The sequence below is a fragment of the Flavitalea antarctica genome (assembly GCF_054461535.1).
In genome coordinates, this window is the sequence record NZ_JBTLQG010000013.1 from 99762 (window position 1) to 117150 (window position 17389).

Here is a 17389-nt window from a genome sequence, read left to right on the forward strand (position 1 = left end):
TATGGTAAGTGATATGATGTTTAGAGCTTGCCAGTAAATAAGTCACCAAAACGCAGTGAGATTAGTGATTAAGGCTTCGTAGTATGCGGTACTGGGTTTTGGTGATTTTTTCTATAAGGTGCGATGAAGTTTCCTGCAAACGTTATGTGAGATGAAGTTTTTTAAGCCTGTTGGTTATGATGGCTTTGTAGTTTTTCAACTCTGCGATTTCCTTATTGATGAATGAATTGTCCCCAAGCTTCCCAACAACAGCATCCATCTCGGCGTTACTTTCATAAACCATTTGCCTGAACGGATTCATATAATCCTTCGCCCTGGAGTCATAAATACCTTTTACCATCCACTCGCGGGTCGTGATACTTTGCTGGAACATTAGCTTCAGGCAACTGTCACTTATTTTTTTCAGGTTCGTGCCGGTTACCTGTTTTACCGCGGCCATAGCATGAACTAATTTGTCATGTTGATAGGCATCTGCATGTGCCTGGTAAAATGCATGGATATCATCCCAGCCTTTGACCCGGTTACTTGTTATCTGGTGTAACAATTTTTCCACTGCGGCTTCCTGTATAAGCTGGCCTCCAATATTTTTCCAGTTGGTGAGACTTGCCCTCGCAGGCAACTTTTCGAGAAGGCTGGCAGTAGAGGTAATTTTTTCCTTTTCTACGAAATCATTTAATTGCTGAACCGCATAGTAGGAAACCAGTTCTTTAAATAGCAGGTAGGCTGATGGTACCTTGACGAGTAAGGTAGGACGCCCCGTATTTTCAAACTCAGTGGTCGTGATCTCCAGGTCATTCAGGATCTCATTATGACTGTTGAGCAGATCCTTTCCGATCCGTATAAGTTCTTCGTGACTGTATTTTTTGTTATCGTTTATTTTTTTGAAATAGGCTTCAGCGGTGAGTCTTTCTAACAACACCAGGGACCGCAGGATCTCATTGATCGTGTCAGGTGCAAGGAAATTAAATTCCAGTAATTGTTTTTTATTGATGCGGCTATCCCTGTCCACATACTTCCAGCTGTTGCGGGCGAGCGCATACATATTGTACATGAACCAGTAACCAGGCATTACCACCAGCACGTCGTTGGTAACATCATTGCTGACCAAAGAAAACGGGATAGTGATATTGAGTTCAGCAGGGTAATCACCTTTGGCAAGGATAGTATAAGAAGCAAACTTCGAGTTGTGCTTCAAACTAACACATAATCCCGGCCAGAAACCACGTGCAGCCTGTATTTCACCATCCGGGCTTCTTGAATTGTGATTAGAGCCTACGGTTGCACCCGCGGCGATATTACTTTGTCCCTCCACCAGCGCGGCACATAAAAAAGAATTATTGTGATGCTGTTCGTGTGATGGAAATATTAGTGAATTCAATACCTCGCAGCATGAAATGGTTGAATTATCCCCGAGGTAAGAGTTAATAAGCCGGGCTCCATATTTTAGCTGTGAATGCGAAGCAATATAAAAGCGAACGGCCTTTACCCCATAGAAGATCCGGCAGCCAAAATCAACAATCCCATTAACTAATTCGCAACCTTCACCAATCTGGGATTTGGCGTCAGCCGATGAGTTGATGGTTACATTTTTTATTTTATTTGCGCCTTTGATATAGGCATCAGTGCCGATCTTAACATCCTTTAATATCCTGCAGTTTTTTATAACGGTTCTGTCGCCAATAGTGCCATAATAACCACGGCGGCTATCCATTGTTTTTTGAGTGAACTCCTTAAATTTTTGTTGCAGAAGTTCATTGTCACGGTTCCGCGTCCAGAGATAGGCATCCCCCGGCAACATGCCATCAAACGGAATGATCTGCCTTCCCCCGTTTTCGTTACATACCTGTAACCAGATCCTTATATTTTCGTCTTCTCCATCTTTCAGGATCCCGTTACCAAACTTCGCTTTGTCGGTAGTTGCAATTTCGCTTACGTTAACGATCATCACATCACTACCAATGATATAATGTGACAGATAGTTCACATTGTCAACCACAACATTGTCTCCGAAGTCACAACTGATGATGGTGGAATTGTATAGTCCCACCGGCCTTTTGAGATTATGAAACTCGAGATAATAAGGTTCAAGTTTGCCTATTCTCACAAGCCCGTAAAATTTGCAGTTCTGAACAAGCTCAGGATTGAATGCATCTGAAACAAGAATAAAGTTCCAGTTATCTGAGGTGTTACGGTTTCTCACAAGCATCTCAATCTCAAACGCCGTTAACTGGCGATAAGTGATACCATTGTGGTTCTGCTGGTTCCTCAGATAATATTCTTTCTTTCCCTTTGGTAAAAATTCAGGGGATATAAAATTGTAGCCCAGAGTCTGAACGGGGCTTCTTTTGATATCATTCATAAGCAGAAATTGGGTTGAGACCGGTTATTCCACTGTCACTGATTTGGCAAGGTTCCTTGGCTTATCGACGTCAAGTCCTTTTGCAACTCCAATATAATAAGCAAGCAATTGTAGTGGTACCACGCTAAGCATGGGGGCGACAAGTTCATCGGCTTCAGGCACTATGATCACATCATCGGCAAGTCCGGTCACAACATCATCACCTTCCGTAATTACAGCAATCACTTTCCCTTTCCTGGCTTTAATCTCCTGCATATTGCTTACAATCTTTTCATGATAAGAATCTTTTGTAGCAATAAAAACAACAGGCAGTGTTTCATCCACCAATGCTATAGGTCCATGTTTCATTTCTGCAGCGGGGTAACCTTCAGCATGTATATAAGAGATCTCTTTAAGTTTAAGTGCTCCTTCCAGGGCAATCGGGAAATTGTATCCCCTGCCGAGGTAAAGGAAATCCCTGGCATCTTTATATTTTTCCGCAAGCTTTTTTATGGTATCGTCAAGTAGAAGGGTAGTCTTGATTTTTTCCGGGATCTCATGTAGCTGGTTAAGCAGATGCATGAACCTGGTATTATCAATCGTCCCTTTTTCGTACGCGATCTTTAAAGCGATCATGGTAAGAACGGCCACCTGGCCGGTAAAGGCCTTGGTACTGGCAACGCCTATCTCATGACCTGCGTGTGTATAGGCGCCGGCATGAGAGATCCGAGCTATCGAGGATCCTACAACATTCACAACTCCAAAAATCGTTGCGCCCTGCTCTTTTGCTTTTTCTATCGCAACAAGGGTGTCGGCAGTTTCACCGCTTTGCGACACGGCAATAATAACATCCCCTTTGTTAACCACAGGGTTCCGGTACCTGAACTCAGAAGCATACTCAACCTCAACCGGGATCCGGCATAATTCTTCTATTATATATTCGGCCAGCAGACCCGCGTGCCAGCTGGTTCCGCAAGCCACGATAATTATACGCCTTGCATTCTTCAACTGTTCTATGTTGTTCTGAACGCCTGCCATCGTGATTGTTGCGCCGACTTCATCAAGTCTTCCCCTCAGGCAGTCGAAGATGGTATCGGGTTGTTCAAAAATTTCTTTGAGCATGAAATGTTCGTAGCCGCCTTTTTCAATAGCCGCCAGTTCCATGTCCAATTTCTGAATGAAAGGCGTGATCTTTTCGTTGCCCAGGTTTTTCAGAATCAGTTCGTCTGGCCGTATGATGGCAAGTTCGTAATCATTCACATAAACCACTTCTTTGGTATACTCAATAATAGGAGATGCATCCGAAGCAAGAAAGTGTTCTCCTTTTCCAACACCTATAACAAGAGGGCTTCCTTTACGTGCGGCTATCAGGGTATCCGGGTTGTCTTCATCAAGTACAACGATCACGTACGCGCCGGTAACCCTTTTCAGTGCAATGCGAATTGCCTCTTCCAGTGAACCGTTGTTGTGTTTATGTATGTCTTCGATAAATTTCAGCAACACCTCTGTATCAGTATCACTCGAAAAGCTGTATCCTTTTTTCTGGAGTTCTGATTTTAACTGCGCGTAGTTTTCAATGATCCCGTTGTGGATCATCGCCAGCTTGCCATTGGCAGATGTATGCGGATGCGCGTTACGGTCACTGGGTTCACCATGGGTCGCCCACCTGGTATGGCCAATGCCGATAGATGCATGCACATCTTTGCCGACCAGCGAGTTTTCGAGTTCCGCAACCTTGCCCTTTTTCTTATGGACCTTTAATCCGCTATTGAGTAGTGCCACACCAGCACTGTCATAACCCCGGTATTCAAGCCTTTTCAATCCTTTCAGAATTACCGGGTATGCTTCACGATGACCTATATATGCAACTATTCCACACATGATATTTTATTTAGGGGTAGATGAAAACAAAAAACACATTTCAACCAAGTTGAAACGGACAAGGATATCGGAATGATAAATATATTATATTTCTTATACAAGCTAAAGAGACTCAAGATTACACAACTAAGTGCAGATTATCAAGTGCCTTTTGCAAAATCCCCAACCACCTGCTATTTCTTTAAGTTCGTTTCAAACAGTTTATAGATCCGCTTATACTCGTCCGTCCAACTGCTTGGCTCAACAAAACCGTGATCCTCGACCGGGTAAACGGCGAGTTCCCAGTTCTCTTTTTTAAGCTCGATAAGTCTTTGACTCAGCCGGACGATATCCTGGAAATGCACATTCACATCTACCATTCCGTGGCACATCAGGAGGTGGCCCTTCAGACCTTCAGCAAAATAGATCGGCGAACTGCGGCGATAAGCCAGGCTATCCGTGAACGGTTCGTTCAGGATATTGGACGTATAGCCATGGTTGTAATGCGCCCAATCGGTCACTGATCTTAAAGCGCCACCGGCTTCAAATACCCCGGGTTTTGTAAACATAGCCATCAGGGTGATGAAACCACCATACGATCCACCATAGATGCCGATGTGTTTAGGATTTACACCATGTTTGTCTACAAGGAATTTTGCGCCATCCACATGGTCGTCAAGATCCTTGCCGCCCATGTGGCGGTAGATTCCTGTTCTTACATCCCGGCCATATCCGGCACTGCCCCTATAATCGATATCCAATACCGTATAACCGTTATCGGCTAAAAAATTATGGAACATGTATTCCCTGAAATAGCTGCTCCACCATTTGTGCACGTTCTGAAGATAACCTGCACCATGTACAAATACTACTGCAGGGGCAGATGTATGTGGTTTAGAAGGTTTGTATAAGCGGGCGTAAACAGTTGCCCCATCAGTTGCTGTGAAGGTCACTATTTCGGGTTCGCGCCATTTATACGACCTGAACTCAGCGGATTGTCCGAGGCTGGTGACCTGCTCTGGTTTAGCGCCTGCTTTGTTTTGCTGAATATAAAGTTCCCAGGGTTTATTACTGTAAGAATAAAGGAAAGCAATGTTTTTTTCATCAGGGGATACCGTCGCCTGGCTGGATCCTGTCATACCGGTAATCTGCTCAGGGTTACCACCGTTTACAGAAAGCCGGTAAAGGTGCTGTTCACCGGGATGAACCGCATTGGTTGTGAGATAAAAATGTTTGCGGTCCGATGAAAGAATGGTGCGTTGAACTTCAAACCTGCCATTTGTCAGCGCGGTCTTCTGCTTTGTCTCAACGTTCATTTTGTACAGGTGCGAATAGCCGGTTGATTCACTCTGGAACCAAAAAGTGTTTTCGTTGATCCAGATGTTGCCGGCATTACCAAACGAGAAGCCGACACCGGGTCCACCGATCCATGCTTCGTCGCGCTGGCGATCAAGTGGCACCAGCTTTCCGGTTGCGGCTTCGAGGAGCATCAGCCATCTGTCTTTGTTGTCCTGCGAACGGATGTCCATGATGCCATAAGCACCATTGTCTGACCAGTAAGGACCGTTGAAGGTGACGCCCCGCGGAGACCGGCGTTTCGTCGTGTCTTTGAGGGGGTAATCCTTCGCATAATCAGGGGCATCCGTGATGCCGGGAATTGTATTTGTTTTGACCGGCAGAATGGTGTCTTTCCTGGTATCGTAAACGAAAAACTCCTGGCTGCCTAGAGGTGCCCCGACTTTCGTACGGCCGGGAATATCCGTCGTGAAGCCGGTTTCAGTCACAAAGGAAGGAATGATAGTATTTTTTTCGCCAACAGGTGCCTTCATCAACCGGTATGTAACGAAGCGACCGTCCGGGCTGATGTTCAGCCCTACCAGGTTGCGGTCGTCCAGGCTGATGGTCCGGAGTGTTTTTGGTTTTGGCTGTGATTTCGTCCAGGCGTCTGCTTTATCTTTTTTCTCTTTTCTTTGTTTCAACACCTCGAACAACTGTAATTGCTCGGTCCGAAGCGCCTGTTCCTGTGGATCACCGCTGGCCGTTACGGCTGAACCCCTCGATGCAGCTCCACGCAGTCCCTGGCCTCCCCCGATTCCACCACCGCCGGTGGTTCCCGCCGTGGCGGTACCTGCGGCACCACCGCCTGCCCTGACGAAATTCGTTAACTGTGTAGTTGTACCTTCTTCCAGGTCGAATGCAAAAAGATTTTGATTGCGGGTATAAATTATCCTCGTGTCGTTGCTTCCAAATTGTGGGTTTGCCTCTGGTTCAACGGTCTGTGTGATAATCCGGGTTTTGCCTGATTTTACATCTGTATACAGTATGTCCCCGTTTTTCGCATACACATACGCGTTTTTCTTCAGGTTGTATTTTATAGCCTGCGGTGAAATGTTATTCTGTATGAGTTCATAACCGGCTTTCCTGGGTTTTCGGTCATCCAGCGTTACATAATATAAGGAGTCATCGGTTGCTTTGTCCGGATTCCAGTTAAAGAACAGGTATTTTCCGTCTGCACTCCAATAAGGATTCGAAGGTGAAGATCCTAACCAGGCGGGATCGCGCATGATCTTTTCGATGGTCAGTGTGGAAAGGGTTTCCTGGCTTTGCGAAATGGCTACAATAAAAATGAGCAGCAGGCTGGTACAAATTTTTCTCATAATTCTTAAGCTGATAACTTGAAATTGATGGGAATCGAATGGTTTGATGTATTGAGTAAATAATTGAATAAACAGATTTAAAAAATGAACAGATTAAACAAATGGACAGATTAAACAAATGAACAGATTAAATAGATGAACAGATCAGTCAAATGAATAGATTAAAGCAGAATTCCCTGCATGAAAAAATAGGCCATGGAAAAATAAATGATCAACCCCGTTACATCGACCAATGTCGCAACAAACGGCGCGGATGAGGTTGCGGGATCGGCACCAAGCCTTTTCAAAATGATGGGGAGCATTGATCCTGACACAGTGCCCCATAACACAACACCGATAAGGGAAAATCCTACCGTAAGGCCGATGATCACTGTATGTTCCCCATAACTGTTGAAGATCTGGTTCCAGACAATCACCCTTAAAAAGCCCACCAGTCCTAAAATGGATCCGAGTAAAAGGCCGCTGACAATTTCTCTTCGCATCACCCTCCACCAATCGGTCACATGAATTTCACCTACTGCCATTGCCTGGATGATCAGCGTTGATGCCTGTGATCCGCTATTGCCGCCGCTTGAAATGATCAGTGGTACAAACAGTGCAAGCACTACTGCCTTTGCTATCTCATCTTCAAAATATCCCATGGCGGTAGCAGTAAGCATCTCGCCCACAAACAGGACTATCAGCCACACAACTCTTTTCTTGAAGAGCTTCATGATGGGCATTTCAAGATATGGTTCATCCAGGGCTTCGGTACCACCGATCTTCTGCATGTCTTCGCTGAATTCCTCGTTTGCCACCCACAACACATCATCAATGGTAACTATACCCAACAATAAATTTTTATCATCCACCACTGGCAGTGCCACACGGTTGTTCATTTTGAAAGTCTGGTTCGCTACTTCCTGGTCATCGTTTACATTAAGGGTGATGGAACGGTTGTCAATGATCTCACCGACTTTTTTATCCGGGCTGGCCAGGATGATCTCACGTATCCTCATATCGTCCACAAATTCGCCCTTGTCATTCACTACATATATAACATCGATCGTTTCCCTTTCTTTTCCTACTTCGCGGATATAATCCAATACTTCCTGTACCGTCCAGTCGACCTGCACCGCTATATAATCAGGCGTCATCAGACGGCCCACGCTACCTTCCGGGTACCCCAGCAACGAAAGTGTTACCCGTCGCTCTTCCGGATCCAGGAGTTTGATCAGTTCCTTAACTACCTCAGAGGGTAACTCCTCCAGGAATGAGGTCCGGTCATCTGCAGGAAGTTCATTTAAAAGTTCAGCCGTCTTGAAGGGAGGCAGTTCCTGGATAATTGTTTTCTGCGTATTAATATCGAGGATCTTGAAGACGCTTGCTGCGCGGTGAACGCTCATGTTACTGATGATACTCCCCTCATACTCAGGATACTCATAGATCAGCTCAGCAACATCACTGATGTTCTGTTGATTCAGGAATTCACCGATACGAAGCACGTCATCATACTGAATTACTTCAAGGAACTCTTCAAGCAGTGATTCTTTTTCGGTTTCCAATGCCATGCCTAAATTATCAATTTCTATATTTACCTTTCAAGCTCCTGAAAAACAGGGAAGATGAAGATCGGGAGGCATAAAGTTAACAATACAATCTCAGGATTTTTGTATCAGCCTGCAAAATACCGGGATACTATTAAATGGATGTAATATGATATTGCCGGCGTTATTCATATCGTCTACCCACCAAATGGGAAAAGGCGTTTTTACCTCGGAGAACCTGGAAGCCGGCACGGTGGTGGAAATTTCTCCGGTGATCGTGATGAGTGATGAGGACCGCAAACTGATTGACCAGACGATTTTGCATGATTATATTTTTGAATGGGGTGAAGATGTGCGGCAATGTTGTATGGCGCTTGGCTATATACCCATGTATAATCACTCATATAAATCCAATTGCGAATATGACATGGATTATGATGAAGAGATCATGACGATAAAAACGGTCCGCTTCATAAAGGCAGGGGAAGAACTATTTATCAATTATAACGGGGATTGGAATAACAGTAAACCTGTATGGTTTGAAACGGCTTAAAACGCAAACTTTCCTGCAGGAGCATGGCCAACCACACTTAACTCACCTTTTACAAATACCTGGATCTGTATCGTTTCTTTTTTGGACAGGAGACCCACGATCCTGAATTCGTTGAATTTACCAACCGTACTTAGCCATTCGTTCAGCGGCTGGTTCATTCTTTTCTCAATCTCGGTTTTGTTTTTTTGGATGAGGGCCGCCAGGTCAAGTACTGACTGGTCCTTGAGTTGTTTAAGAATTCGTTTTCGAAAAAGACCTTTTGCCATGTTCACCAGCATGTCTTTTGAATCTACTGAAAACGAAATATCGGGCATGGACAATACCTGTCTCGCGCTGTCCAGTACAGGGGTTCCCGTCAGGTGCAGCGTACCTTTTTTATATCCGTCGAACCTCAGGTCAACCGTCACCTTGCCTTCATCGGTGCCACCAAGCGCAATATCCCTGATCACGAAAGTATGGCCCTCCACTTCGAAGGGTTTGTTTTTCAGACTATCGTTAAGCAGCGAAGTAAGAGCCGAATAATTGTATACTGTATTCAGGTAAGCCGAAATACCGGGCTGGCTTTCGGTATTGCTGAAAGGGGGAAGGTAAGGCCTGTTTGATATAGACACACTATCCGATGAAAATTCAGGATTGCCATTGAAGCCTACTGAAAACATCAGGCTGTCCCTGGTGTAATTGAACTTACCCAACCGCAACATTGTGGGGTTAAGATTCAGGTAACCGTATTTGCTGACAGGTACAACCCGGTTGCCCTTTGCCCGCCAATCTGTAAGTAAACTATTGTTGTTGAGTGTGCTGACAAACTGGTCAAAATTCCCGGTATAGGCCTCCACTGATGCTCTTATGCTGTCCATGATCTCGGCGGTCATATCCGTTTGAAGAAGGGAAACGGTGCATTTGTCGCGCGGTACCAGTTTATCGAGGGTCGTTTTTGTAGACACCTCGTATTTGGGTAAGATAAATAACTGCGAGCTGATATTTACATCTACTTTTCGTAGGGGTTCGGACCCAAAACCGCAGCTGCCTGAAATCCAGGGTGACACCTGTTTGCCAAAGGCACAGGCCGCTTTACTGCCTGCAATCTGGTAGTTTCCGGTGAAGCCAATGCTTACCCTGTTGTTTATACAAGTGAAACTTACCGGTGAGCGGATAAAACGATATTTATACCTGAATTCGCAACTGGTCTGCAGATAATCGGGCCATTTTTCAGAGGTAAACTCTTTGGCCATCAATGAGTCCATCTGGCGAATGAGGACCTTCATATTCAGCTTTACCGGTATGTTGATCTGGGAAACGGGTAATGACGGTAATGAGCGCTTTTCCGTCCTGGAGATAGTTGTGGTAGTAGTTTTCTGGGTAGAGCACGATACCAATGCCAGCATAAGCATTGAAAAAATCAACAGGGACAACGATCTCATGGAAATAAGCCTAAACCATTTATAAAATGAACGATTGCATTGCGCGACAAATTAAGGAACGAAACCGGTAAGTTTTGTGTTTTTTTTGCGGTCAATGCAGTAGATATAATAACCTATTGCGGCTCCGATGGTATTAAGCAGGAGATCATCAACATCAAAACTCCCTAGAACGGCGATCAGTTGAATGATCTCAAAAATTAGACTAAGGGTAAGCGCTGCGAGCAATACCTGCTTTAAAGAGGCGATCTGGCGAAACAACATCGGAACAAGGATGCCAAACGGAATAAAACCCAGGATGTTGCCCAGCAGGTTTCCGACTATATCCCTCATGGAAAGTCGCGACTTGATAAAAAGCAGGATAGTGGTAAACGGAACCAGGTTGGCTCTTTTGAAATTTGCTTTTATCATCCCCCAGTCATAGTTATACAGGAAATGGTGAAAATAGTAGGAGGGTGGCCGTTTGAAGAGGATCATTTTTATAAGGATACAAGCATATAAGCCGAATACCATCCAGGTTAAAGTTCTGAAACTCCATCTAAATATGACAGGCTTTTGCTTCATTGTACGGCATAAAATGGGGTCTTGGATTTTACTAACCGTATGATTAGCCGGAGAGCTCAGGAGATATCAGATCTGTTTTGCAATATAAGCTAATACTGAAAAAGATAAAAGCCCCTGGCGTTAAATTATTCCAGGCGGTCAGGGGTCCGTTTTTTCTTTAGCACACCCGGAGAGTACCCATGATGTTTTTTGAAGATCTCTATAAAATTGCTGACCTTTTCATATCCGAGCCTCTCCGCAGTTTCGTTTACACTCAGGGAGTTCTCGAGCATTAATTGTTTGGCAAGATCCATTTTCTTCTCAAGATAATATTCATAGACACTTTTGCCGAATATCGCTTTGAAATGTCTTTTAAAGGTCGACTCACTTAATGCTATGGACCTGGCAATTTTTTCAAGGCTGGGCAGATTTTTCTGGAGATGCGCGAGAAGAATATTTTCCGCCTCCATAATTTTTTCGAAATGAGCGTCTTTGATAGCATAAGCCTCAGCAGGCTGACGATTAAACATTTTCCGGAAAAATTCTGATACCAGTACCACAACCAGTGATCGCACAACTTCGATCCTGGTACCATCATGAATGATTACTTCAAACAACTCATTTATGGCAAGATTAACCGCTGTGGAACAAATGTCCGAAAGTACAAATGGACCGTCTGTCTTAACTGTTCTTTCCCAAAAGTCCGGGAAAGGAAGTATTCGTTTTTCAAACTGAAGTTTCAACCATTCCGAAGAAATGCTGAGGTCAATTACCTGGACGGGGTGAAAAGCTGCGATTTCAAAATCATAAGCTACATCATCTGCCAGCAAATAACTTGTTCTTGCATCATAGTTGTTGAATTGTGTATGCGTACCAATTGTTTTGAGCTGGCAATACGCGGGAGTGAGAATATAAACAAGATTAAATCCCTTATTTTCTGTTGCAGGAATACCATGTTTAAACAGGCGCGTGGTTTGATTTAAGATCACGTTCCAAAGCCTCACCGACAAGCCAGGTTCAGGATTAACTTTCCTGATAAATCCCTTGCCCATCGAAGGATTTATATTAATAAGATTTTCCTGCGTTACCTCTGCCGAGATTGATTTTGCAAAAGTTTTAAAGGAATGATCCGAATGTAACCGGGTGATATGTACTTGATAGTCGGCCATTGATTGCTTCTGTTATTTGCCTGATTTTAGCAACGGCCCGACCTTGTTTTTGGATGCGTGACCATTACCCTGACAAAAAGTAGGATCGTTTGCTTGTTAAATCAGAAGCTTACCAGCCTTTTGAACTTAATTAAATGCAAGTATAATCATTTTAAGACTGCAAAGGCCGAACCTTCAACCAGGGATTCACATTCTATTGCGGGTTGCCGAAGTTATTTTCTCTGAGTGTGGCTGATAAACTGCTGGTTAAAACAAAGTATAAAAAACTGTTCCAACCACAGTAGTGAGGAATTAAGTAATACAGACATTGTACATTCGCAGTAAATGATGATATAACAATGGCTGGTACTTTCAAGGCTATTTATCACGATGAATTAAACCATTTCTACAACGCTGAAATTTTCATCAGCCAGGTTACGCTGACTATGCGTTATAGAAATGAGCATGGACAATTGATAGACAGGAACTGGCTCGGAGAAGATATTATTTCACTCGAGGAAGGCGAATTGCAGTCGACCTTATATTATACAAATGAATCCGGCAAAACGGAGAAACTCGTGATGCGTGACCGGGTTTTGGTTGATGAAATAAAGCGGCAGTTCCGGCATCGCAGGTTTGCCGGGAAAAAATTGCATTATTCTACCGGAAAGACCAGTTACCGGGTTGCTGCGCTGCTGCTGATCATTTTATTGATTGTGGGATGTATTTACTTCTTTTTTGTTCCATGGCTGGGGGAAAGGATCGCGGTCCGCTTTTCAAAAGAAAAAGAAATTAACCTGGGCGAACAAATGTATAGATCCATCATTTCAAATTCCAAAGTTGACCGGCACAAGACCGCAGTGTTAAACAGGTTCTACAAAGAACTTAACTATGATATCAGTTATCCCGTTAAGATCACCGTGATACAATCGGATGAGGTAAATGCTTTTGCGGTTCCCGGGGGTAACATCGTTGTTTATGACGGTATACTCGAAGGGATGAAAACACCGGGCCAGCTGGCAGCATTGCTGGGACATGAAGCATCTCATATCGAACTCAGACATAGTCTCAGAAATATTTTCCGGAGTATGGCCAGGAAAATGTTCCTGCTGGTTATTCTCGGTGGCGACGCAGGAATTGCGGGATATGTGGCTGACCGGGCTGATAACCTGAAAGGTTTGCAATACTCACGGGAACTGGAAACTGAAGCAGATAACAATGGGATCAACCTGATGAAAGGCTCAGGAGTGAACCCCAAAGGTATGCTGCAATTAATGGAATTACTCGCGAAAGAAGCCGATGGCAGGGAAACATCGTCTTTGCTTAGTACTCATCCTGTCTTCAGGATTCGTATAAAGAATATCCGGCAACAACTAACGCAACAATCATCTGAAACGCCGGGCAGTCCGCGACTCGCAGAGTTGTTCCATGAAATTTATGAAACAGGAAATTCCTACTGAGCAACTACTTCACATCCAGGATCTCACCAACATGTTTCCGGATGTTATCTGCGATTTTCTGCGTGGGTAAATCATTTGAATCTCCTCCAAAAGGATCTTCGATTTCTTCGGCAATCAGCTCAAGGGTGGCCAACACATAAAAGATCAGGCCGACAACCGGAATGGCCAGGTAACCCAATGCGAAGACCAGGCTGAATGGAAGTGTCATCACATATATGAAAATGAAACGTTTCAGGAAGGTGCTGTAAGAATAAGGTATAGGCGTGTTTTTTATTCTTTCACAGGCCCCGCAGACATTCGTGAACGTTTCCATTTCGTGGTTAAGAATGATCAACTGGTCACCCCTGATTTTCCCCTCCCTGTATAATTCATTGATCTTGCCGATCAGGTAACCCGCGACCTGGTTCGGTACATGTTTATTATTGTCAAGGTAAGCGAGTTCCGGATGTTCCTGTTCGTCGAGGGCCAGTCTTGTTTGCTCTGAGGCCAGATGATGGGAAAGCACTGAAGCGTACATAGCTATACTTTTCCGAAAGAATTTCCGATTGGCTGTATCGCCGGGTTCAAGTATCGCATCCAGTTTTATAGCAATGTTGCGGCTGCTGTTAACCAGGCTGCCCCATAACTTACGTCCTTCCCACCATCGGTCGTAGGCCGTGTTGGTTCTGAAAACCAGTAACATGGAAATGGCAAAACTTAGCAGGGTGTGCATGATGGTAAGGTTACTAACCTTACTGCCTTTGGAAAGCTGCAAGTATTCCAGTTCCAGGTATGAAATGAACCAGGTGTACACGCAAACACACACGATTAACAGGTATAATTTCTTAAGGGTGTCTGCCTTGTCTATGCGAAAAAACGAATACCAGTCTTTGGGATTATAAGTTTTCATGTTTCTTGAATTTAGGGATTCTTTCCTTCTGCGGATTTTTCCCTTTCTTTCATTTTTTCCTGGTAAGTTATGCCTTCAGTGATCCATTTTTCAGCCGGTTTTTTAAGGAGAAAATGATCAAAGAATTCCTTTTGTCTTTTCTGATAATCGATCTGGTTCTCTTTTTTTGCTAGGCCGTGGTTTTCGTCCGCATATACTAACATGATATGTGGTTTTTCCATTCGTCGCATAGTGCCATACATCTCTATTCCCTGGTGCCAGTCAACTGCCCCGTCCTTATCGCCGAAGGCAACCAGGAGTGGAGCCTTTATTTTTGCGGCATTAAACATCGGCGAATTCCGCATATGTTCTTCCATCCTTTCATACCAGGGACCGTCGAATCTTCCCTGGCTGGTTTCAAAAATTTGCTGATCAGGAGTGCCGGAGTTCCAGTATATTGATAATGACATACTGATCAGGTCGGTAAGTGGAGCACCCGCACAGGCCGCTTTGAAAATATCCGTCTGTGTAATGATAAAGGAAGTCTGGTAGGCACCCCAGCTATGGCCCATGATCCCGACTTTGGCTGTGTCTATCATACCGGTTTTGATAACTTCCTGCACAGCTGGCACAACACAGTTTACCGCGCTCATGCCGGGATCGTTGATGTCATAAACAATGTCTGGTCTGAAAACAAAATATCCGCTGGTAGTAAAATTCGTTGTATTATATGCGCTCCTTGTAGACGGGTTGGTGTAAAAATGAACGGTTTGCGAAAGGATCTCATAGATGTATACAATCATCGGATACTTTTTACCCGGTTCGTAATTAGCCGGGTAAAAAAGCGCCCCCTGAAGTTTTTTCCCTTTGGTGTTTGTATAATTGACCAGTTCACTTTTTCCCCAGTGATATCCTGCCTGCTGTGGGTTAGTGCCGGCGATCCTCTCGGTCTGCTCAAAATTGTTTGTTGCATATAATGCAGGCGACTCGTGGTAGTCCTGCTTTACATATACAAACGCATCCGCTTCCTTTGCTTTGGCCAGGCGGTTGATCATTTTATTTTCATACACAAGGGGAGAAACTTTGCCTTTGTGATAACGGTAATACCCAAAGTATTTAGTGGTATCGCCCAATGCAGAAAAATACAATGGCTTTGAATCATCCAGGTAAGGATGTTCAAAGTCGACCCGGATAACCCTGAAAATAATTTTCTGTTCCTCCCCATTGGTTAATTTCCTGGCTCCCTTGCCATCCGGCTTAACGGCCCAGATATTATATTCATCATAAAGTAAAACTTCTTTATCGCCTTTTATCCAGCCGCCCTGTCCGAATGGTGGTTTCATCGCCGGATGATCATCTCTCGTGTTCCAGAACTCCGATTTAATTGATGAGGTCAGGTCCGTGGTAACGCCGGTGGCAATATTATGGCTGTACCAGTTTTTGTTTTTGAAGAATAAGAGGTATTTGCCATCGGGCGATGATTGAGGTGCTGTATAAAGACTGGCCTGTGATTTTGTGAGCAACTGTTTTTGCTGACCGGTTCTGGCGTTTACCAGGTAGTAATCTGCAAAGTTTTCTTTGAACGCAGGTTTGTATTTATCAGCGTTGGCAGTAACTACATAATCACGGCTGCCATTGATGCTAGCAACAGTGGTGCTATCGCTGGCCAGCTGGAAAAATTTATCAGCCTGGACGTTCCACACGGCTAAAAGGCTTTCTTCTTTGTCACGGCTGTAGGTAACTTTTTGCCTCGGTTGAATTTCCGGGTCCTTCCAGTGCCAGATATCTACCGCCGCTGGCTTTTCGTCTTTATTGTCCGTTTTAGCCAAAGCCGGTCCTAATCCATCGGCTGTTTTGTTTTTAGACGTATCCTTACCCGACCTGGCGCTGTCAGCAGTTTTTGTTTTCGGGGTGTCGGTAGTTTTTTTTGATTCCCTGGCGGACTTCCGGGTCCAGTCCTTCAATCCGAAGAACACCCTGTCAAGATCATCGCTGATGATGATATCAGAAGTCAGGTAAATTCTTTTGTTCTTTGGAAATCCTGGCCGTCTCGCCGGGTTGAATTGCCTGAGTGTGGGAGATTTTGACAAGTTGGTATAGAAATAAACAGAAGCATTTTCCTCTTCGTAAGCAGAATCTTTAAACACCCTATAAAATGCAAGTCCATCTCCTTCTTTCTGCCATTGCAGGTTTGTAAATCTCATCGTATCACTGGCCAGCACCTTCAGGACAGCTGTGTTAAGATTATAAAGCTCCACACTGTTTGCCGCCTTGTTACCGGTTTCGACGATGTAGGCAAAAAACTCACTTTTTTTGTTGAAGGAAAAATTCGTAACGTTTCCGATAGTTCTTGTAGAACTGTCGGCCAGGTTTCTAAGCAACAAAACGCTGCCCTTGTCTTTGTTTTCCTTCGGCGCTTCCAGTGAAATTGCAAGGAACTTACCATTCCGGGAAAATCCGAAATTCCGGATGCCTTCGAACACGAGTTTCTGGCCGGTCCTCAGGTTCAACAGTCCCATCTTATTATATTCGACGGGTTTATTCTGTTCACGCAGTTTCTCTGCCTCCCTGAATGGCATGCCAATGCGATAGGCCAGCCATTGATTATCGCCACTGAATTCCCAAACGGATCCAAACTCAAGCTTATACATTTTTTTTGAATCGCGGTTCACGACGTATAACGTATCGTTGTCCATTTCCACTGTTATACGATAAGCCACCCAGGCACCGTCAGACGAAAGATCTGCAGCGTTCAGGGTTTGCCATTTGCCATAGTCACCGGGCTGCAGATCTTTTTTCTGGGCAGCTGCGGTGATTGCTGCGAACAAAACACAGGATAACAATAAAAATCTGACTTTCTCGAAGGTCATGTAATACGGTTTAAAGAATACGCCGGCATAATATATCCTCCGGCATCATTTCAATATAAATGATTGATTCGAATATTGTTCGCGGGCCGGTATAAATTCATGAAAATATTTGTCAAAGTTTTCTGTTTCTGTCTACGAACTATTATTC

The 17389-nt window shown here is 44.3% G+C and carries 11 protein-coding genes; 2 read left to right on the forward strand and 9 right to left on the reverse strand.

The window, feature by feature from the left end:
* Positions 1–142 precede the first annotated feature (142 nt).
* The 4 genes from ACX0G7_RS14070 to mgtE all read right to left on the reverse strand — a co-directional run bounded on the left by ACX0G7_RS14070 (position 143) and on the right by mgtE (position 8405).
* Positions 143–2359 (reverse strand): DUF4954 family protein, encoded by a 2217-nt coding sequence (locus tag ACX0G7_RS14070; protein WP_458924124.1) that lies wholly within the window; start codon positions 2357–2359, stop codon positions 143–145.
* Positions 2360–2383: 24 nt separating this feature from the next.
* The gene (gene glmS, locus ACX0G7_RS14075) at positions 2384–4219 is read right to left on the reverse strand and encodes a glutamine--fructose-6-phosphate transaminase (isomerizing) (RefSeq protein ID WP_458924125.1); all 1836 of its coding nucleotides are present in this window, start codon (positions 4217–4219) and stop codon (positions 2384–2386) included.
* Positions 4220–4392: 173 nt separating this feature from the next.
* Complete coding sequence (locus ACX0G7_RS14080; protein ID WP_458924126.1) at positions 4393–6855, reverse strand: S9 family peptidase; 2463 nt, start codon at positions 6853–6855, stop codon at positions 4393–4395.
* Between the two features lie 161 nt (positions 6856–7016).
* Positions 7017–8405, reverse strand: a complete 1389-nt coding sequence (gene mgtE / locus ACX0G7_RS14085) for a magnesium transporter (protein WP_458924127.1) — start codon at positions 8403–8405, stop codon at positions 7017–7019.
* A gap of 184 nt (positions 8406–8589) precedes the next feature.
* Here mgtE and ACX0G7_RS14090 point away from each other — a divergent pair, with 184 nt between their 5' ends.
* Positions 8590–8934, forward strand: a complete 345-nt coding sequence (locus tag ACX0G7_RS14090; RefSeq protein WP_458924128.1) for an SET domain-containing protein-lysine N-methyltransferase — start codon at positions 8590–8592, stop codon at positions 8932–8934.
* Here ACX0G7_RS14090 and ACX0G7_RS14095 read toward each other — a convergent pair.
* From ACX0G7_RS14095 to ACX0G7_RS14105, 3 genes are all read right to left on the reverse strand, one after another.
* Positions 8931–10355: a DUF4403 family protein gene (locus ACX0G7_RS14095; protein ID WP_458924129.1), complete on the reverse strand. Its 1425-nt coding sequence runs from the start codon at positions 10353–10355 to the stop codon at positions 8931–8933. The two genes, ACX0G7_RS14090 and ACX0G7_RS14095, sit on opposite strands and share 4 nt — an antisense overlap.
* 51 nt (positions 10356–10406) lie before the next feature.
* Positions 10407–10916 (reverse strand): VanZ family protein, encoded by a 510-nt coding sequence (locus tag ACX0G7_RS14100; RefSeq protein WP_458924130.1) that lies wholly within the window; start codon positions 10914–10916, stop codon positions 10407–10409.
* A 125-nt stretch (positions 10917–11041) separates the two neighbouring features.
* Entirely contained in the window at positions 11042–12064 is a 1023-nt protein-coding gene (locus ACX0G7_RS14105; protein ID WP_458924131.1) for a helix-turn-helix domain-containing protein, read from the reverse strand.
* 338 nt (positions 12065–12402) lie between these two features.
* On the opposite strand from ACX0G7_RS14105, the gene ACX0G7_RS14110 reads away from it, so the two are divergent.
* Positions 12403–13503, forward strand: a complete 1101-nt coding sequence (locus ACX0G7_RS14110) for a M48 family metallopeptidase (protein WP_458924132.1) — start codon at positions 12403–12405, stop codon at positions 13501–13503.
* A 4-nt stretch (positions 13504–13507) separates the two neighbouring features.
* Here ACX0G7_RS14110 and ACX0G7_RS14115 read toward each other — a convergent pair whose 3' ends face one another.
* Positions 13508–14392, reverse strand: coding sequence for a bestrophin family protein (locus ACX0G7_RS14115; protein ID WP_458924133.1), 885 nt, complete (start codon positions 14390–14392; stop codon positions 13508–13510).
* A gap of 11 nt (positions 14393–14403) precedes the next feature.
* Positions 14404–17241 (reverse strand): S9 family peptidase, encoded by a 2838-nt coding sequence (locus tag ACX0G7_RS14120; protein ID WP_458924134.1) that lies wholly within the window; start codon positions 17239–17241, stop codon positions 14404–14406.
* Positions 17242–17389 lie beyond the last annotated feature (148 nt).